17 protein-coding genes are annotated in these 19,656 nt (G+C 64.5%); 11 read left to right on the plus strand and 6 right to left on the minus strand.

The window, feature by feature from the left end; translation table 11 throughout:
* Position 1: 1 nt before the first annotated feature.
* From LCM15_RS07350 to LCM15_RS07375, 6 genes are read right to left on the minus strand one after another with little or no spacing between them, the layout of a single operon-like run.
* Positions 2 to 940, minus strand: a complete 939-nt coding sequence (locus tag LCM15_RS07350) for an ABC transporter permease (RefSeq protein ID WP_224854955.1) — start codon at positions 938 to 940, stop codon at positions 2 to 4.
* A 1-nt stretch (position 941) separates the two neighbouring features.
* The gene (locus LCM15_RS07355) at positions 942 to 1,913 is read right to left on the minus strand and encodes an ABC transporter permease (RefSeq protein ID WP_007799042.1); all 972 of its coding nucleotides are present in this window, start codon (positions 1,911 to 1,913) and stop codon (positions 942 to 944) included.
* Positions 1,910 to 2,881 carry a nucleoside hydrolase gene (locus tag LCM15_RS07360; protein WP_224854957.1) on the minus strand — a complete coding sequence of 324 codons (972 nt, stop codon included), beginning with the start codon at positions 2,879 to 2,881 and terminating at the stop codon, positions 1,910 to 1,912. Before LCM15_RS07360 ends, LCM15_RS07355 begins: the two co-directional genes overlap by 4 nt.
* Positions 2,878 to 3,843, minus strand: a complete 966-nt coding sequence (locus LCM15_RS07365; RefSeq protein WP_224854959.1) for a nucleoside hydrolase — start codon at positions 3,841 to 3,843, stop codon at positions 2,878 to 2,880. Before LCM15_RS07365 ends, LCM15_RS07360 begins: the two co-directional genes overlap by 4 nt.
* 39 nt (positions 3,844 to 3,882) lie before the next feature.
* Positions 3,883 to 4,764, minus strand: a complete 882-nt coding sequence (locus LCM15_RS07370; RefSeq protein WP_224854961.1) for a dihydrodipicolinate synthase family protein — start codon at positions 4,762 to 4,764, stop codon at positions 3,883 to 3,885.
* Positions 4,765 to 4,779: 15 nt separating this feature from the next.
* Entirely contained in the window at positions 4,780 to 6,330 is a 1,551-nt protein-coding gene (locus tag LCM15_RS07375; protein WP_224854964.1) for an ABC transporter substrate-binding protein, read from the minus strand.
* Between the two features lie 133 nt (positions 6,331 to 6,463).
* On the opposite strand from LCM15_RS07375, the gene LCM15_RS07380 reads away from it, so the two are divergent.
* From LCM15_RS07380 to LCM15_RS07430, 11 genes are all read left to right on the plus strand, one after another.
* On the plus strand, positions 6,464 to 7,354 hold the full coding sequence (locus LCM15_RS07380) for a LysR substrate-binding domain-containing protein (RefSeq protein WP_224854966.1): 891 nt from the start codon (positions 6,464 to 6,466) through the stop codon (positions 7,352 to 7,354).
* A gap of 1,016 nt (positions 7,355 to 8,370) precedes the next feature.
* Positions 8,371 to 9,324 (plus strand): galactofuranose ABC transporter, galactofuranose-binding protein YtfQ, encoded by a 954-nt coding sequence (ytfQ, locus tag LCM15_RS07385; protein WP_224854968.1) that lies wholly within the window; start codon positions 8,371 to 8,373, stop codon positions 9,322 to 9,324.
* Between the two features lie 89 nt (positions 9,325 to 9,413).
* Entirely contained in the window at positions 9,414 to 10,928 is a 1,515-nt protein-coding gene (locus LCM15_RS07390; protein WP_224854970.1) for a sugar ABC transporter ATP-binding protein, read from the plus strand.
* Entirely contained in the window at positions 10,925 to 11,986 is a 1,062-nt protein-coding gene (locus LCM15_RS07395; RefSeq protein ID WP_224854972.1) for an ABC transporter permease, read from the plus strand. The genes LCM15_RS07390 and LCM15_RS07395 overlap by 4 nt, the downstream gene beginning before the upstream one ends.
* Positions 11,983 to 12,987, plus strand: a complete 1,005-nt coding sequence (yjfF, locus tag LCM15_RS07400) for a galactofuranose ABC transporter, permease protein YjfF (protein WP_224854974.1) — start codon at positions 11,983 to 11,985, stop codon at positions 12,985 to 12,987. The genes LCM15_RS07395 and yjfF overlap by 4 nt, the downstream gene beginning before the upstream one ends.
* Entirely contained in the window at positions 12,984 to 13,721 is a 738-nt protein-coding gene (locus LCM15_RS07405) for a FadR/GntR family transcriptional regulator (protein ID WP_224854976.1), read from the plus strand. The genes yjfF and LCM15_RS07405 overlap by 4 nt, the downstream gene beginning before the upstream one ends.
* A 479-nt stretch (positions 13,722 to 14,200) precedes the next feature.
* Entirely contained in the window at positions 14,201 to 15,496 is a 1,296-nt protein-coding gene (locus tag LCM15_RS07410; RefSeq protein ID WP_224854977.1) for an extracellular solute-binding protein, read from the plus strand.
* A 117-nt stretch (positions 15,497 to 15,613) separates the two neighbouring features.
* Positions 15,614 to 16,585, plus strand: a complete 972-nt coding sequence (locus tag LCM15_RS07415; protein ID WP_224854979.1) for an ABC transporter permease subunit — start codon at positions 15,614 to 15,616, stop codon at positions 16,583 to 16,585.
* 4 nt (positions 16,586 to 16,589) lie between these two features.
* Positions 16,590 to 17,432: an ABC transporter permease subunit gene (locus tag LCM15_RS07420; protein WP_224854981.1), complete on the plus strand. Its 843-nt coding sequence runs from the start codon at positions 16,590 to 16,592 to the stop codon at positions 17,430 to 17,432.
* A complete protein-coding gene (gene ugpC, locus LCM15_RS07425; protein ID WP_224854983.1) occupies positions 17,432 to 18,505 on the plus strand; it encodes a sn-glycerol-3-phosphate ABC transporter ATP-binding protein UgpC in 1,074 nt (357 codons plus the stop codon). Before LCM15_RS07420 ends, ugpC begins: the two co-directional genes overlap by 1 nt.
* Positions 18,502 to 19,500, plus strand: a complete 999-nt coding sequence (locus LCM15_RS07430; RefSeq protein WP_224854985.1) for an endonuclease/exonuclease/phosphatase family protein — start codon at positions 18,502 to 18,504, stop codon at positions 19,498 to 19,500. Before ugpC ends, LCM15_RS07430 begins: the two co-directional genes overlap by 4 nt.
* Positions 19,501 to 19,656 lie beyond the last annotated feature (156 nt).

Below are 19,656 nucleotides of genomic sequence, written 5' to 3' on the forward strand. Positions count from 1 at the left end.
ATCAGCCCTCCCGGCGCGGATTGAGAATGTCGCGCAGCGAGTCACCGATGAGGTTGATCGCCACAATGAGGATCAGCAGCGCCACACCCGGGAAGAAGCTGATCCAGTAGTCGCCCGAGAGCATGTATTCGAACCCGTTCGACACAAGAAGTCCGAGCGACGGCTCAGTGACCGGCAAGCCGATGCCGAGAAAGCTCAGGGTCGCCTCGAGCATGATCGCGTAGGCCACGCGCATGGTTGCCACGACGATCAACGGTGCGAGGCAATTCGGCAGGATGTGCCGGAACAGGATCCTGCGATCGGGCAGCGCCATCGAACGTGCCGCATCGACGTAGGCGCGCTTGCGCTCGACCAGGGCAGAGCCCCGAATGGTGCGGGCATAGTATGCCCATTGCGTCACCACCAGCGCGAGAATGATCTTGTCGACCCCCTGCCCCAGCACCGCAAGCAGGATCAGCGCCACAAGGATCGCCGGAAAGCTAAGCTGGATGTCCACCACGCGCATCAGGAAGGCGTCGGTCCGCCCTCCGGCGTAGGCGCTCAGCAGGCCCACGGCGGCGCCGATCAGGAGAGCGATGGCCGCACTCGCGACACCGACGAGGATGCTCGTGCGCAACCCGTAAAGGATGGCACTGAAGAGGTCCCGGCCCTGATCATCGGTGCCGAGCAGGTAGGTCATGCCGGTGAAGCTCTCAGCGCCGGGCGCCAGCCGGCCGTCCATGATGTCGAGCTGCGCGAGATCATACGGATCTTGCGGCGCTATGACCGAAGCGAAGACCGCGGCGAGGACGAGGATCGAGACGATGACGAGCCCCGTGAGCGCGAGCGGATCGCGGACCAGTTTGCCCATGATGATACGGAAAGGCGAAACCGAGTGGCTTCTGCTCTTGTCGGTCTTGCCGCCGGTGTGAACCGAAGCGGTCTTGGAGACGTCGGTCATATCAGTTGCCCTCCAGTCGGACGCGCGGGTCGACCACCGAGTAGAGGATGTCGACGGCGAGGTTGATTAGGCTGAACATCACGACGGTGATCATCAGGTAAGCGAGGATGACGGGCCGATCGAGCACCGCGATGGCGTCGATGATCAGCTTGCCCATTCCGGGCCAGGCGAAGATCGTCTCGGTCACGACCGCGAAGGCGATAAGCGAACCGAGTTCGAGACCGATGACGGTAATGAGCGGGATCAGAGTATTCTTGAGCACATGCACCGTGACGATGCGCTTTTCGGGCAGCCCCTTGGCCCGGGCAAAGCGGACGAAATCAAGCTGCATGGTCTCGAGCACACCTGCACGGGTAATCCGGATCACCAAGGAGATCTTGAAGAGCGCCAGGTTGAAGGCGGGCAGCGCAAGGTGGGCGAGCCCATCCATTGTAAAGATGCTGACGGGCACTCCCAGCACATCCACCGTGTCCCCGCGTCCGGATGATGGCAGCCATCCGAGCTGCACGGCGAAGACCATGATCATCACCAGACCGATCCAGAAGGTCGGAAGTGAGAAGCCGAGGATCGAGAACGTCATGATCGACTTGGCGAACCAACCGTTGGGTTTGAGCCCGGCGTAAATGCCCAGCGGGATGCCCAGCACCAGCGCCATGAGCAAGGCAGCAGCAGCCAGCTCCAGAGTTGCCGGCATCCGCTGCAGGATCAGGTCCAGCGCAGGCTGGTTGAACACGAAGGAATTGCCGAGGTTTCCGGTGAGCGCGTTCTTGAGGAAGATCCAGTATTGCTCCCACACGGGCCGGTCGAGGCCGAAGGACTTGATCACTTCCAGACGTTCCGCAGGTGTTGCGGTGGGGCTCAACAGCACGTCCACTGGGTTGCCCACCATGTGCAGGCCGCCGAAGACCAGCACCGACATGACGAACAGCGTCACGGCGGTCTGAAGTAGTCGGCTGAACAGGTATCCGCTCATTGTCTAGTCTCCTCCTGCGCGGTTCTCTCCGACGCGGCGCCCAACGCCGCGATCCGGTCGACAACCAGCGCGATATAGCCCGGCTCGTTCACATCCGTCATGACGGTGGTTCGTGCCTGACTGTCATTGAAATCTGCGTAGGTGTGGCCGCTCGTGCTCCCGCCCACCTGGACCCCCACGGCGGCACGCCGCCCCGAGAAAAGCTCGGGCGCGACGAGCCAGGCAATTGTCATGGGATCGTGAAGCGGTCCTCCAGGGCGACCGTATTTTTCGGGATCGCTGCGGTCAAATTCGGTCACCAGGCGGGCCAGAGCGCATCCGGGCGCACCTCCCTGCTCCCGAAGCTTTTCGACATGCGTCGCCGTGAACAATGCCTGAAGAGTCACGTCGAGCGGGCACATCGTTATGGGAACGCCGGAACCCAAGACGATCTGCGCCGCGTGCGGATCCGCGTAGACGTTGAACTCGGCCCACGGCGTGCGGTGACCGAGCGCACGAAATGCACCGCCCATGACGACGATCCGCTCGATGCCCTGCGCCACCTCGGGGTGCAGCCGCAAGGCCATGGCAACATTGGTCAAAGGCCCTATGGCACAGATCGTGACGGGACGACCCTCTCGGGCGGCACCGCGTGCGGTTCGGGCGATAAAGGCCACGGCGTTCTCATCCGAAGATATCATGCCGCTGTCGGGCACCAACGCTTCCGGAAAGGCGCCAATGGCGGCGTATTTCCCGAAGACCTGGTCACGCAGCAGCGGACCCCGTGCACCGGCCATGACCGGCACATCAGCACGTCCGGAGAGACCCACGATGCGGCAGGCGTTGGCATATGTCGCCTCGAGCGGCACGTTCCCGGCCACAGCGGTGACGCCCAGAAGCTCGATCTCGGGCGAGGCCAGTGCCAGCCAGATGGCCGCCGCATCGTCCACGCCGGGATCGGTGTCTATGATGATCCGCGTGACGGTCATGCAGCGCCGCGCTCCTCGTAGCGGGACATCAGGTCAAGGTAGAGGTCGATGACCCCCTGCGCATCCACCTTCGTCACGACATCGACATTCGCGGGCTCGCCCGATTTCCCATACCAGTCCGCCACGGTCTGTCCGAGGCAGAGAGGGCTTTCGGTTTCGACGAACACGCGGGCGGGCGCACTCTCGAAAAAGTTCGGGCTCAGCATCCAGGCCGTCACGAGCGGATCATGTAGCGGCCCCCCGCGGGACCCGTAACGGCGGACATCGTTGCGGTCCCAGAATGCCATGAGTTCCGCCACGGTCTGCGAGATCCGGCCGCTCTTCTGCGCGAACATCGCGACATGGTCCGGCAGCAGCATGACCTGATGGGTCGCGTCGAGTCCGAGTGTCGTCATCGGAACTCCTGCCGCGAACACGATCTGCGCGGCATGCGGATCGGCAAGCATGTTGAACTCCGAGGTGAGGGTCCGGTTGCCCGGCTCGCGAAAGGCCCCCCCCATCATCACGATCCGCTCGATGCCGCCGGCGATCTCGGGACAGATCCGCAACGCCAGCGCCAGATTGGTCAACGGACCAAGGCAGCACATCGTGATCTTGCTCCGCTCTCCGCGTGCTGCACGACCGAGATGCGTAATCAGCGCCTCAACCGCCGTGGTCGCCTCGACCGTCTTGCGCGGATCGGGCAGCACGGTGCTCCCCAGACCAGTGGTGCCGTGGAACTGCCCATGGATCGGCTCGCGGCACAAAGGACGATGGCAGCCAGCATGAACCGGGATGTCGGCACGACCGCCCAGCTCGCAGATCTGCAGCGCGTTGCGCACGGTCCGATCAAGCGGCTGATTGCCGCAAACCGGCGTGATCGCGAGAATGTCGAGTTCGGGAGCGACGAATGCACCGAGCAAGGCGATGCTGTCGTCAATCCCCGGGTCGCAATCGAAGATGACGGGAGTAGGAGTTATCATACTGGTTCCTTGGGAATCTCGCTGTCCGAGCCTGTGGGTCTACAGCGCCCCTAAGTCGCGCAACGCCGAAGCCACTTCATCGCGCGCGGCAGCGCCAAGCGGCTTCTGCGGGGCAACCGGATCACCGACCTCGAAGCCCTGCAGCTCCAGCGCGGCCTTGATGCATGCAGCCAGAGAATGGCGGGCGAAGAGTTCGTTGATCCGCCAGAGCGGTCGCTGCAACTCCATCGCGCGGCCCCAGTCGCCAGCTTTCGCGGCTTCGTAGAGCGCGATGCTCTGCTCCGGCACGATGCACGCCGGTCCCGCCATCCAGCCCTTGCCGCCGATCATCATGACACAAGTCGGAATATGGGCGGAGGCCGCGAAGACCTCGAGCCGACCTTTGGTCCGTTCCATGATCGACAGGAGACGACCTGTATTCGACGAGGCGTCCTTGATGTAGCGGATGTTCTCGACATGGCTCAGTCGCTCGATCACAGGCAATGTCAAATCGGAGCGCTGAAAGTTCGGGTTGGTATAGAGCACGACCGGCAGACCCTCGGCCGCCTCGGCAATCGCGGTGAAATACGCCTCGACGCCATCCTCCTCGATGGGGAAGTAAGCCTCGAGAATGGCAAGAATACCGTCCGCCCCGGCCTCCACCATTGCACGGGTCTGCGAAACCGCGTCGGCGGTTGAGGTCGAAGCCACGCCGGGAATGACCGGGACGCGTCCTCTCGAGGCCTTGATAACAGATTTCGCCACAGCCAACCGCTGGCGTCCATCGAGATAGGCGAACTCGCCGGTGCTGCCGAGCGGCGCCAGACCGTGGACGCCGGCCGTGATCAGGCGTTCGACCAGAGCTTCGATCACATCGCCCCGCACCTCGCCGCTCTGATTGAGCGGCGAGACCAGGTAAGGAAATACTCCTTCAAAGGACATCCGAACGGCTCCAGATCACTCGGGCCGCACGTCGTAGGCCAACGTGTAGCCATCCGAGCGTCCGGGGTAGTCGATACCGTCTTCAAGTGCCCAGGTGTTTGCGAGGTAGAAGACCGGGATCACACCAAGGTCGGTCATGGCGATCTCGGTCGCTTTCTCGAGAAGCTCGCGGCGCTTTTCTTCGTCAAGCGTCTGGCGCGCTTCCGAGAGCGCGCTGTCGAACTCGGGGTTGGAGTAGCGTCCGCGGTTGCCACGACCGGCGCTCTCGCCATAGGTCTCGAGCAACGGCCCGAGAACGCCCGACGCCTCACCTGTCTCGACCGCGGCACCGCCCATGATGAAGCTGAACTCGAGGTTCGACGCCCGCGAAAAGTAGACGCTCGCTGGCAGTGTCTCGACCGAGGTATCGATGCCGATCCGGCTGAAGAACTGCCCGATGGCCTGTGCAACTCGGCTGTCATTGGGATAGCGGTCATTCGAGGCGTGGAAGGTCAGCTCGAAACCGTCGGGATAGCCCGCTTCGGTCAGCAGTTCCTTCGCCGCTTCGGGATCATACGGGTCCGCCGATATCTCGCTGTCATAGCCGAAGTAGCCTTCAGGGACGAGCTGACCCGCGGGGACCCCTTGCCCATCCATGATGCGATCGACGATCGCCTCGCGGTTCAGCGACAGCGACAGGGCGCGGCGCACGCGCGGATCGCGCAGTGGGTTCTTGCCCTCGGCGTCGGTGGCAAAGGGAGATTCCTCACGCCCTTGGTCCATATGCAGATACATGACCCGGTTGCCCGCAACCGAGACGACTTCGACATCTTCAGCGTCCACAAGCCGACGCGTGTCGGCGGTGGGAATGCTCTCGATCATATCAACGTCGCCCGAGAGCATCGCAGCAACGCGGGCGCTGTTGTTCTTGAAGACCTTGAAAGTCACGTCTTCCCAAGCTGCGGGCTCGGCCCAGTAGGCATCGTTGCGTTCGACCACGACTTCGCTGTCGGGCACCCAGGAGACGAACTGGAACGGCCCGGTGCCGATCACGCCCTCGCCCGAGTTCATCTGCTCGGTGGTAGTCTCGGCGGCCTCGGCCGGCAGGATTGCGATCCGGCTGAGGTTGTTCAGCAGGAGGGGCGTTGGCTCGTCGGTGGTGATGCGAACCGTCGACGGATCGACGGCTTGCACATCCTTGATCGCCTTGACGTAGGGCATAAAGGAGCTGGGGCTGTTGTTCGACGCCTTGGGCACGCGGTTGATACTCGCCACCACATCCTCGGCGGTGAAGTCGCTCCCGTCGTGGAACGTGACGCCTTCGCGCAAGGTGAATTCCCATGTGGTGTCATCAACGATCTTCCAGGACGTCGCGAGAGCGGGCACGATCTGCTGGTTCTCGTCCTGGTTCACAAGCCCGTCAAAGATGTTCCGAGCCATGGCGCTGTTCGGACCAACGACGTAGAACTGCGGGTCCATCGACGTGGTCGATGCGGCAAGACCGATCGTCAGCTCCTGGGCTGACAGGGCGGCAGGCGCGAGCGCGGTGCTGGCCGCGAGCAGCGCGGCCAAGGCAACAGGTTTCATCAGGGAACTCCTCCGTTCGGTTTTGTGCCCGCTTTCTCCCATCGGGCAAAACGCAAGCTAGCGGCCTTCACAGCTGCGATAAAATTGTATCTGATACTTACATCATGACCAAATGTTATACTGGAGCGCGAAGATGCATTTGAAGCACCGACAGGTTGAGGCGTTTCGCTGCGTTATGATGAGTGGAGGGATCACTGCTGCGGCAGACCTGATGCATGTGACACAACCGGCTGTGAGTCGCCTGATCCGGGATCTGGAAGAGTCCCTTGCCCTGCAACTCTTCAGTCGGCGTGGGGCCCGGTTGGATCCGACTGCCGAGGCCCTCATGCTCTATCGCGAGGTCGAGAGACTGTATCTCGGCCTCGACCAGATCGCACAGGCGGCGGAAGACATTCGCGCGCACAAGAATATTGTCATCCGCATCGGCACGGTGACGTCGCTGGTGCGCCCCTATCTGCAGACCGCGATCCGAGAGGTCATCGGGGACCGCAAGGATGTCCCTCTAATCGTCGACGTCGAAAACAGCCGACACATCTGGGAGATGGTCGAGAAGGCACAGTATGACATCGGCTTCGTCTATCGGCGTCAGCGCATGAGTGATCGGGCCCTGAAGTTGCGACAGATGCCTGCTGTCGTCGCGGTGCCGCCGTCACATCCAATCGCAACCAAGGATGTCTGCACCCCCGATGACCTGATCGACGAACGGATCCTGATCCCCGGCCGCAATTCTCCGGTGCGCATCGCCTTCGACAGCGCGCTTTCGACAGCGAAGAGTGCTCCCGCGAGCGTAATCGAAACATCGATGCTGAACTGTTGCCACTTTGCCGCGGAAGGCATGGGTGTCGCCATCGTGGACGAAATATCTACGCGTGCGGCGAATGCCGGGCTGGTGACGATCCCCTTCTCGGCGAACATACCGGTCTCCTACTACGCAATCCGCCCGAGCGGCGCGCATCGCATTGCAATAATCGATGAGCTTGTGGATCGGGTGATGTTTCATCTGAATTCGGATGTTCTCGCCTGACGGTCGTTCGAAGCACATCCGGAACGCCGTGACGCTTTGGAGGGAGCAACAGATTCATAGCAACAGGTCGGCCGCGAGACAGATCGAGGCACCTGCGGAGCCCTTTCGCGAAGCAGGTAACGCGTCTGCGCTTCAATTCCGGACATGCCCGACAGTGGCAAAGCCGACGCTGACTTCGGGCAATAGCTGGCACGCTACCGGCAGTCAAAGTGCCCGACAGGTCCCCCAGCTCCGTCCGGAAGCCAACTTGCATTTACGTAGCTATAACGTTGACGCAAAGAACTAGATCAGACTTCAGCATGGATTGAAAATCCTCGTGTCGGTGGTTCGATTCCGCCCCCGGGCACCATTCAAAGCAAAGCGATCGCTTGCTTGAGCAGCATCCTCGAAACGCAATATTGTCTGCTCCTCTCAGAGACCGCCCAAGCGTGAACCGTTCCCGATTTTTTGGACAGAGTTTGGCGTGTTCCAAGCTGCTCGCTGCTCTTGCTCGCCGTGTGTTTCGGCATCCTTTGTCCGCCAACAGATCAGCGCCGGAAGCGCCCTGCCAAGGGGTTGAGGGCGCGCGATGATGGTCGCTGGAGGTAATAAAGGTCCGGATGGCGAGCTTTGCCGCCAAACCGCCCCACCCCACGCAGGGAGGGGCACGCACGCGTATTCTGGTGAGTGTCACGGCGTCGCGATGAAGGGGCTGCCGAAGCTCCGGCCATCGACATCTGACCGATCCGCGCAGCGCCGCTGCGTAGCATCGACGTGGGTGCCATTGGCAGTGGTGAACGCCTTCGCCAGCCGGGAGCCAAGAGCCGGGCGATATACCCGACCTCATGAGCGAACTGGAGCGCCGAAGGGCGGCGCGCGTCCTAGCAGCACAGCAACACTGAACGGATGCGTTTCAGGGGGAACGGGCTCGAACGGACCTTTTCTGACGGCCACTTCACAGAACTGTTTACAAAACTAATAAAATAATACTTAATCAGCTCCATGGAGCAAGGAGAGGCTCCGAATGGGAGGAAATCATGAAACTGAAGACAACGCTTCTGGCGTCTGTGATTGCGCTTGCCCCGATGGCCGCCATGGCGGCAGACCTGACCATCGGCTTTAGCCAGATCGGGTCGGAATCCGGCTGGCGCGCGGCGGAAACCACCGTCACCAAGCAAGAGGCCGAAAAGCGCGGCATCGACCTGAAATTCGCCGATGCCCAGCAAAAGCAGGAAAACCAGATCAAGGCGATCCGCAGCTTCATCGCGCAGGGCGTCGATGCCATCCTGATCGCGCCCGTCGTGGCCACCGGCTGGGATGAGGTGCTTGAAGAGGCCAAGGACGCCGAGATTCCCGTGGTCCTGCTGGATCGCACCGTCGATGCGGACGAGTCGCTCTACCTGACCGCCGTGACCTCGGACCTCGTGCACGAAGGCGAGGTTGCCGGCCAGTGGCTGGTCGACGAGATGAACGGCGAAGACTGCCGCATCGTCGAGCTTCAGGGCACCACGGGCTCCTCCCCTGCCATCGACCGCAAGACCGGGTTCGAGCAGGGTATCGAGGGCCATGACAACCTCGAGATCGTCCGCAGCCAGACCGGCGACTTCACCCGTGCCCAGGGCAAGGTGGTGATGGAAAGCTTCCTCAAGGCCGAGGGCGGCGAGAACATCTGCGCGCTCTATGCGCATAACGACGACATGGCCGTCGGCGCCATCCAGGCGATCAAGGAAGCCGGGCTCAAGCCGGGCGAAGACATCAGGATCGTCGCCATCGACGCTGTGCCGGACGCGCACAAGGCCATCGCCGACGGCGAGATGAACGCCACGATCGAACTGACGCCGAACATGGCCGGGCCCGCGCTCGACGCGCTCGAGGCCTATCTTGCCGACGGAACCGAGCCCGAGAAGTGGATCCAGACCGAATCCCGGCTGTTCACCGCCGACGATGACAACATGGCAATCTTCAACGAGAAGAAGGATCTTGGCTACTGAGCCTTGATCCCCAGGGCCGGGCGGTGCTGTCCGCCTGGCCCGTTGCGACGCTTGCACGCGGCACGGCCCCCGGCGGATAAGGTCCCCGAATGACAGACACCCTCACACCCGACGCGCCGGTGCTGCACGCACGCGGTATCTCGAAGTTCTTTCCCGGCACCATCGCGCTGGACGACGTGGAACTGCGCCTCATGCCCGGCGAGGTCCATGCGCTTCTGGGCGAGAACGGCGCTGGCAAGTCCACCCTGATCAAATGCCTGACGGGCGCCTATCGCCGCGACGCGGGCACGATGCTGATGGACGGGCAGGAGATCCACCCGGTCTCGACCGCCGACAGCCAGCGCCTCGGCATCGGCACCGTGTATCAGGAGGTCAATCTCCTGCCCAACCTGACCGTGGCCGAGAACCTGTTCCTCGGGCGACAGCCGATGCGCGGCGGCTTCATCGCGCGGCGGCGGATGAACGAAGAGGCCCGCGCCGTGCTGGCGGGCTACGGGCTGCGCATCGACCCGGCCGAGCCGCTCACCGCCTATTCGGTCGCGATCCAGCAGGTCATCGCCATCGCCCGCGCCGTCGAGATGTCGGGCAAGGTGCTGATCCTCGACGAACCGACAGCCAGCCTCGATCACGACGAGGTCCAGCTGCTGTTCGATGTGATCCGGCAGGTCAAGGCGCGTGGTCTTGCGGTGGTGTTCATCACCCATTTCCTCGATCAGGTCTTCGCGATCTCCGACCGCGCCACCGTTCTGCGCAACGGCCGCGTGGTGGGCGAATGCCTGCTGGCCGAGATGACCCAGCGCGACGTCGTCACGATGATGCTGGGCCGCCAGCTCGAGGCACGAACCAAGGCGCGCGATGTCGGCCCGGCGGGTAAGACGCTGGTCGAGATCGACGATCTCGGCAAACGCGGCATGATGGCGCCGTTTTCCCTCAATATTCGCGAAGGCGAAGTCGTGGGCCTTGCCGGTCTGCTCGGCTCCGGCCGAACAGAGACCGCCAACCTGATCTTCGGCGTGGAGCCGGCCGATCAGGGTCGCATCGCGCTGCGCGGGCAGGACATCTCCATCAAGAACCCGCGCGACGCAGTGGCCCACCGGTTCGCGCTCTGCCCCGAGGATCGCAAGATCGACGGCATCGTGGGCGACCTCTCGGTGCGTGACAACATCATTCTGGCGCTGCAGGCCCGGCAGGGCTGGATGCGCCCGATCCCCCGCGCCAAGGTGGAAGAGATCGCGCAAAGCTATGTGCGTGCGCTGGACATCCGCCTGGCATCGCTCGACATGCCGATCCGGCTTCTGTCCGGAGGCAATCAGCAAAAGGCGCTGCTGGCACGCTGGCTGGCGACCAATCCGGCCTTCCTGATCCTTGACGAGCCGACGCGCGGCATCGATGTCGGCGCGCACGCGGAAATCATCGCCCTGATCGAACAGCTGCGCGCCGATGGCATGGCGCTGCTGGTGGCCTCCTCCGAGCTCGAGGAGCTGGTGGCCTATTCCACCCGCGTCGTGGTGCTGCGCGACCGGCAACAGGTGCGCGAGCTGACCGGCGATCAGATCACCCCCGACAATATCATCAACGCCATCGCAACCGAGGAGGTCGCATGACGTCCCAGACCATTGGCCCCCGCCCGTCCGTCCTGAGGCGCATCCTGCCGCAGCTGGTGATCCTGGCCGTGGCGCTGGCGCTGAACGTCGCGGTGTTTCCGGAGTTCTTTCAGATCGACTTCCGCAACGGGCGGCTGTTCGGCAACCTGATCGACGTTCTGAACCGCGGCGCACCGGTGGCGCTGCTGTGCATCGGCATGACGCTGGTGATCGCAACCAAAGGCATCGATCTGTCGGTCGGCGCCGTCATGGCCATCGCGGGCGCCGTTGCGGCCTCGGTGGTGGTGGACGGCCACGGCTGGGGCACCGCCCTGCTCGCCGCGCTTGCCGCGGGCGGGCTCTGCGGGTTGTGGAACGGGCTTCTCGTGGCCGTGCTGCGCATCCAGCCGATCGTCGCCACGCTGGTGCTGATGGTGGCCGGGCGCGGCATCGCGCAGCTGGTGACCGAGGGCAAGATCCTGACCTTCGACAATCCCGGGCTGATCCATCTGGGCGCGGGCACCGTGGCCGGGGTTCCGACGCCGATCCTGATCTGGCTGGCCCTGGGCGCGCTTGTCACCTTCGTGGTACGCAAGACGGCGCTGGGGATGCTGATCGAGGCCATCGGCATCAATGAGCGCTCCTCGCGGCTGGCCGGGATCAACAGCCGCGTACTGCTGGTCTGCGTCTATCTCGTGTCCGGCCTCTGCGCCGCGCTGGCGGGTGTCATCGTCGCCGCGGACATCAAGGGGGCCGACGCCAACAACGCCGGGCTCTGGCTCGAGCTCGACGCGATCCTCGCGGTGGTGATCGGCGGCAATTCCCTGCTTGGCGGGCGGTTTTCCATCATCGCCTCGCTGATCGGCGCGCTGATCATCCAGTCCGTCAACTCGGTGATCCTGCTGTCGGGCCTGCCGCCCGAGTTCAACCTCGTCATCAAGGCGCTGCTGATCCTCGGCATCCTCGTGATCCAGTCGCCCCGCATCGGCAATTACATCTACCTGCTGAAAGCCTCCGGCCCGCAACCCGAGCCCGATGCCCCCGCCTCCAGCCCCACGAAAGAGGAGACCGCGCGATGATCCGGTCCACGCATCTGCCCCTCCTGATCACGCTGGCGACCTTCGTGCTGGCCTATGCGCTCTGCGCCTCGGCCTACCCGGCGATGCTGTCGCTGCGGGTGGTTGCGAACCTGCTGACCGACAATGCCTTCCTCGGGATCGCCGCGGTGGGGATGACCTTCGTCATCCTCTCCGGCGGCATCGATCTGTCGATCGGCTCGGTGATCGCCTTCACCGGAGTGTTCCTCGCGGTGATCCTGCGCGAGACCTCGATCCACCCGCTGGCGGCCTTCGCGCTCGTGCTGCTGCTGACCACTGCGTTCGGCACCGCGATGGGAGCGACGATCCATTATCTGGAGATGCCGCCCTTCATCGTGACGCTGGCGGGGATGTTTCTGGCCCGCGGCGCGGCCTATGTGCTCTCGACCGAAAGCGTGCCCATCACGCACGAGTTCTACGACACGCTGCAGGGCCTCTACTGGAAGATCGACGGCGCGCGCTTTCGCCTGATTGGAGGCCTGATGGTGCTAACCTTCATCGTCGGCGCCCTCGTTGCGCATCGCACGCGCTTTGGACAGAATGTCTATGCCCTTGGCGGCGGGGAGCAGGCGGCCAAACTGATGGGCGTGCCGGTGGCCCGCACCACCATCGGCATCTACGCCGTGTCCGGCGGGCTGGCGGGGCTGTCGGGCATCGTGTTCTCGCTCTATACCTCGGCCGGCTATTCGCTGGCGACGGTGGGGGTGGAGCTCGACGCGATCGCTGCGGTGGTCATCGGGGGGACGCTTCTGACCGGCGGATACGGCTTTGTCGCCGGGACGTTCTTCGGCATTCTCATCATGGGGCTGATACAGACCTATATTGTCTTCGACGGCACCCTCTCGAGCTGGTGGACCAAGATCGTGATCGGTAGCCTGCTCTTCGCATTCATCCTCCTTCAGAAAGGGCTGACGTGGGCGGCAAAGAAAAGGGCAGCGCAGGCAAGGATGCGCACAGCGACTGGTTCCGCCGCTCTCTCATGACCCTGGTCACAGCGGGCGGCGCAGGGGCGGAACGCGCGTCCAATCACACGGCCTTCGTGGTGGACCAGCTCGGCCGCGCCATCGTCGCAGGCGAATACCCTGCCGAGACGATGATCCCGCTTGACCCCGACCTGTGCGAGATGTTCGGCGTCTCGCGCACCGTCGTCCGCGAGGCGAAAAAGACCCTGATCGCCAAGGGGATGATCCAGTCCAAGGCCAAGGTCGGCACGCATGTCCGCGCCGCCGACGGCTGGAACATGTTCGACGAGGACGTGCTGCGCTGGCACGCGACCGCGCGCAACCCGACACGGTTCTTCGAAGAGCTCTACGAGATCCGGATGATCTTCGAGCCAGCCGCCGCCGCGCAGGCGGCGGGGCGCGTCAATCAGGTGGATCTGGACGCGCTGCACGCGATCTGCGACCGGCTCGCCGCCGCCGACACGCCGACCGAGTTCGCCCTTGCGGACTATGCGTTTCACAAGCAGGTGCTGCGCCTGTCCGGCAACCGGTTCCTGCAATCCCTTGGCGATCTGGTGCAGACGGCGCTCTATTCGCTGTTCATGGCAGAGCATATCGGCGATTTCGCGGACCGCCGTGAAACCGTGGCCCAGCGCCACCGCGCCATCGTGTCGGCCATCGCCTCCGGCGCCCAGACGGACGCCCGCGACGCCATGAGCCGGGTGATTCACGACGGCTATACCAACGTCATCCTGCGCGCGCCCATCCCGGGTTAGGGCGCCGGGTGAGGTGGGCGTCCGCCTGACCGCATCGAGCCTTACCGTCTGACGAAGGCCTTACGCGCTGCCCCGGCCACAAGCCTGCGCCGCAGGTATCACCGGCGCACCCCTCACGTCCCGCAACATTCTCAACCTGCCTTCGTGTCGCCCCAAGCCCCGCCCCTTTGCGCTTGCGACCGCGTGAGACCTGCGCCGCATCAACCCCCTGCCCGACCTGCGCGCATTTCGGGCAGGCCTCTCGCAAGCATGGGAGCGGTGTGACGTTGCCGGGCGAGTCCCCTCCCCAAAGCCCCCGCAAAGACAGCGCACGGGCCCCCGCAACCGGACTCGGATGCGCCTCGTCGCCCCCTGCCGGGCACCCGCGCGGTGCGTCATCAAGGGCCTGACGCATAAATTTCACAATTCTTATGCCTGTCCGTTACAGATCACCCCTAGCCGTCGCGCAACGAACAAACTCCCGAAGAAGGACCTGGGACATGATCAAGACGGCATCCACCGCCATCGCTCTGGCACTGACCGCCTCCACCGCCTCCGCCGCGACCGACATCAGCTGGTGGCACGGCATGGGTGGCCGCAACGGCGAAGTGATCAACGAGATCGCGCAGCAGTTCAACGAGGCACAGGACCAGTGCAACCTGACGCCGGTCTCGCGCGGCACCTACGAAGAGGCGCTGTCCTCGGGCATCGCGGCCTTCCGCTCGGGCGAGCAGCCCAACATCCTGCAGGTGTTCGACGCTGGCGCCGCCACCATCATCGCCGCCGGTGGCGCGACCGTCCCCGCCGAGGACCTGATCACCGGCGCCGGTGAAGAGTTCGACCGCGATGCCTTCATCGCCGGCGTGCGCAACTTCTACGCCGATGCCGACGGCAAGTTCATCGGGATGCCGTTCAACTCGTCGGCGCCGATCCTGTACTACAACACCGAGGCCTTCGAGGCCGCCGGTGTCGAGCCGCCGAAGACCTGGGAAGAGTTCGAAGAGATCGCGCCCAAGCTGAAAGAGGCCGGCTATATCCCGATGACCGCCTCGCAGCTCACCTGGATGATGGTCGAGAACTTCAAGTCGCGGAACAACCAGCAGTTCGCCACCAACAACAACGGTTACGACGGCTTCGAGGGCACCGAGATCCTCGTCAACGACGACAACCAGAAAATGATGTTCGAGAAGCTCAAGGCCTGGGCCGACGAAGATCTCTACGGCTTCTACGGGGCCGGCTGGGCCGACAACCTCAAGCCCTTCGAAGAGGGTGAAGCCGCCATGTGGATCGGCTCCTCGGGCTCCTTCGGCGGCCTGCAGCAGTCGGCCGATTTCGAGTTCGACGCCGTCTACATGCCCTACTGGGACAGCATCGAAGGCGCCGGCACCCAGAGCTTCATCGGCGGCGCGGCGCTGTTCGCCATGGCCGGCAAGCCCGACGAAGAGAACGCCTGCACGGCGCAGTTCTTCACCTTCCTGACCTCGCCCGAGACCCAGTTCTTCTACCACCGCAGCACCGGCTACGTGCCGATCACCGAAGCGGCCTACGAACTGGCCAAGTCGGAAGGCTACTACGACGAGCAGCCGGTGGCCGAGGTCGGCATCCAGCAGCTGATGCTCGAGGGCGGCGAGTGGTCCAAGGGCTACCGCATGGGCTTCTACCCGCAGATCCGCTCGGTGATGGAGCGCGAGTTCAACCGCATCTTCTCGGACGAAGTGTCGGTGGATGAGGCGTTCTCGATCATCGAGGAAGAGGGCAACGCCCTGCTCGCACGCTTCGCCAAGACTGCGAAGTAAGCCAGCATCGACCGCATCTGGGGGTCGGGCCAAGCGCCCGGCCCCCGTTTCCGTTGCCGCTCTTGGGGCCGCGCCCGGCCCGAACCGGGACGACCCGCCCCCGATCAGGACACGCCCGTGACCGATACCCCCCTTTCCCTCGCCGAGGCCGACAGCACGCTGTTCGCCCGGCTCCGCCGCTGGTGGTCCGGTGAGACCGCCACCCCCGTCAAGCGCGTCCAGTTCGACCGCCCGCTGACGCCGTGGATGTTCCTGCTGCCGCAGCTCGCGGTGGTTGCGATCTTCTTCTACTGGCCGTCCGTGCAGGCGGTGACCTCGTCCTTCTACCTCGAGGATCCGTTCGGCTTCGGCGCCACCTTCGTGGGCCTCGACAACTACACCGAGGCGCTGACCAGCCGCGGCTACATGTCGACCGCCGCCTTCACCGCCTTCTTCTGCGTCGTGGTCACCGCGCTGTCGCTCGGGCTAGGGCTGCTGCTCGCGGTCAAGGCCGACAAGGTGATCCGCGGCGCCGAGACCTACAAGACGCTGCTGATCTCGGTCTATGCCATCGCACCGCCGGTGGCGGGCCTCATCGGCATGATGTTCTTCGACATGCACATGGGCCCCTTCACCCAGATCGCCGCGTGGTTCGGCCACGACCTGCGGGTCGGCATCGACTACTGGGACACCGCCACCGCCCTGATCGTGATCTCGGTGTGGAAGCAGATCCCCTACAACTTCATCTTCTTCCTGTCGGGGCTGCAGTCGGTGCCGGTCTCGGTGCGCGAGGCGGCGCTGATCGACGCGAAATCCGGCTGGCGCCGGTTCTGCGACATCACCCTGCCGCTGCTCGCACCGACCGCCTTCTTCCTGCTGGTCATCAACATCACCTACACGATGTTCGACACCTTTCCGATCATCGACGTGATCGTGAAGGATAAGCCCGCCAACAACCCGATGACGCTGGTCTACAAGGTCTATCTCGACGGGTTCAAAGGCAACGACATCGGCGGCTCCTCGGCGCAGTCGGTGATCCTCATGGTGGTGGTGGCGCTGCTCACGGTGCTGCAGTTCCGCTTCCTCGAACGCCGCGTGCATTACGGGTAAGAAGATGCAGAAGATCAAACCCCTCGACCACCTCATCCTGATCCTCGGCGCGCTGTTTCTCTGCGTGCCCGTGGTGATGGCGCTGATGTCCTCGACCCATGCCGCGATCGACATCCACTCGAACGGCCTCTACATCACCCCCGGCAGCCACGGCGCCGAGACATACACCAAGGTGCTCACCAGCCGCGGCGGGTTTACCGGCGACGTGACCGGGCTCTTGATGCTCACCAACTCGATGATCATGGGGCTGGGCTTCGCGGTCGGAAAGATCGTGCTGTCGATGATGGCCGCCTATGCGCTGGTCTATTTCCGCTTCCGCTTCGCCACGCTCATCTTCTGGGCCATCTTCGCGACGCTGCTGCTGCCGCTCGAGGTACGCATCATGCCGTCCTATCAGGTGATGTCCGAGCTGCACCTGCTCAACACCTATACCGGCCTGATCGTGCCGCTGCTGGCCTCGGCCACCGGCACCTTCTTCTTCCGGCAGTTCTTCCGCTCGGTGCCCGACGAGCTGCTCGAGGCGGCGCGCATCGACGGCGCCGGACCGGTGAAGTTCTTCATCGACGTGCTGGTGCCGCTGTCGCGGACGATGATGTCGGCGATCTTCATCATCATGTTCATCTACGGCTGGAACCAGTATCTCTGGCCGCTGCTGATGACCACGGACGAGAGCTTCTTCACGCTCATGCGGGGCATCAAGTCGATCCTGCAGGTCTGGGTCGGCAGCCAGATCCCCGATTACAACGAAGCCTTTGCCCTTGCGGTGCTGGCGATGGTCCCCCCGGTTGCGGTGGTGGTGATCTTCCAGCGCATGTTCATCAAGGGCCTGACGGAAAGCGACAAGTAATGGCACATCTTTCTCTCACCAATGTCGGCAAGACCTATGGCGGCAGTGCCCAGCCGGCGGTGGCGGACGTCAATATCGAGATCCGCGACGGCGAGTTCATCGTGCTGGTCGGCCCCTCGGGCTGCGGCAAGTCCACCCTCCTGCGCATGGTGGCCGGGCTCGAGACCATCACCGAGGGCGAGATCCGCATCGGCGAACGGCTGGTCAACAAGCTCGATCCGGCCGAGCGCGACATCGCCATGGTGTTCCAGAACTACGCGCTCTACCCCCACATGAGCGTGCGCGACAACATGGCCTACGGCCTGAAGAACCGCGGAGAGAGAAAGGCGGTGATCGAGGAGCGTGTGGCCGAGGCGGCGCGGATGCTCGAGCTGCGCCCCTATCTCGACCGCAAGCCGCGCGCCCTGTCGGGCGGCCAGCGCCAGCGCGTCGCCATGGGCCGCGCCATCGTGCGCCAGCCCTCGGCCTTCCTGTTCGACGAGCCGCTGTCGAACCTCGACGCCAAGCTGCGCGTGTCGATGCGGATGGAGATCCGCAAGCTGCAGAAACGGCTCGGCACCACCTCGCTCTATGTCACCCACGACCAGCTCGAGGCGATGACGCTGGCCGACCGGCTGGTGGTGCTGAACGGCGGACGGGTGGAGCAGATCGGCGCGCCGCTCGAGGTCTACCGCGCCCCGGCCTCGACCTTCGTGGCCTCCTTCATCGGTGCCCCGGCGATGAGCCTGCTCGACGCACATGTCGAGAACGGCCAGGTCATGCTTGAGGGCCACGCGCTGGCGCCGGTGGCGCACGCGGCCGGGCCGGTCACGCTTGGGCTGCGAGCCGAGGATCTGCGCCTCACGTCCGGCGGCGTGCCGATGCGGGTCGACCATGTCGAGGAGCTGGGGGCCCAGCGCATCGTGCATGGCACCGTGGGCGACCAGGCGCTGGCGATCATCGACACCAGCGAAGCCCTGCTGCCCGAGACCGTGCATCTGGGCGTCGCCCCCTCGCGCGTGCATCTCTTCGACGCCCGCACCGGGCGCCGCATCGAGACCGCGACGCAGCCTGTCGCAGTGCCTGCCGAATGATCCGCGACACGGTATCCGACCTGCCGGTTCCGACCGAGGCCGACCTCGCGCTGCGCACCCTGCCGCGCAGCGTCAGCGCTCATGACACCCACATGGCGCAGGTCCCGGGCATGAACCTTATCGAGACCGGTGGCACGGCGCCCGCGGTGCCGCTCGCCCTGCCCCTGACCGTTGGGGCGTGGAACCTCGAGCGCTGCCTGTTTCCCGAGGCGGCGGCGCAGAAGATGGCCGATTGCGACGTTCTTCTGCTGTCGGAGATGGATCACGGCATGGCCCGCACCGGCCAGCGCAACACCACGCGCGACGTGGCCTTCGGGCTCGGGATGGCCTATGCCTACGCGGTCGAGTTCCTCGAGCTGGGGCTCGGCTCGCCCATCGAGCACGAATTCTGCGAGGACGATCACAACGCGCGCGGCTACCACGGCAACGGGCTGATGGCGAAGACCGCGCTGCGCGATCCCTTCGCGCTGCGGCTCTGGGGCGAGCGGCAGTGGTTCTCGGACGACGAGCAGCCGCGCCTTGGCGAGCGCATCGCGGTGGGCGCCACGGTGGAGACCGATGAAGGCCCGCTGCTGGCGGTCTCCACCCACCTCGAGAGCGCCTGCGGCCCGGAGCATCGCGAGAGGCAGGTGCGCGGCCTGATCGCGGCGCTGGACGCGGCTTTCCCCCGCCTGCCGGTGCTGATCGGCGGCGATCTCAACACCGGCAACCACAACGAAGGCGACTGGCGCGCCGAGGGGCTGTTCGACGCCGCCCGCGAGGCCGGTTTCACCGTGCATGGCGGCCCCGAGGATCAGCCCACCACGCGCCCGAGCCTGATCACCCGCTGGCCGGAACGGCAGATGAAGCTTGACTGGTTCCTCGCCCGGGATATGGACCTCGACCAGACCGAGATCCGGTCATCGCTCGATGCCACCGGCCGACCGCTCTCGGATCATGACGCCATCGTCACGCGCATCACCGGCCTGACAGCGCCGCGCGGCTCGGGGGCCTGACGCCTCCGGCCCGCCGCCGGGCCGGTGCCCCCGCCGCGCGCGTGATCGGCATCGTCCTGAAGGCCGACGCGCACCGGCCGCGCAAAGGCGCGGACCGGCTCTGGGTGCGGAGCGTTGGGAAATCCCAACGCGTCGCCGAGGCGCTGACGGGACCGA

It is taken from the genome of Salipiger bermudensis, assembly GCF_020171625.1.
In the GTDB taxonomy this organism is placed as follows: domain Bacteria; phylum Pseudomonadota; class Alphaproteobacteria; order Rhodobacterales; family Rhodobacteraceae; genus Salipiger; species Salipiger bermudensis_B.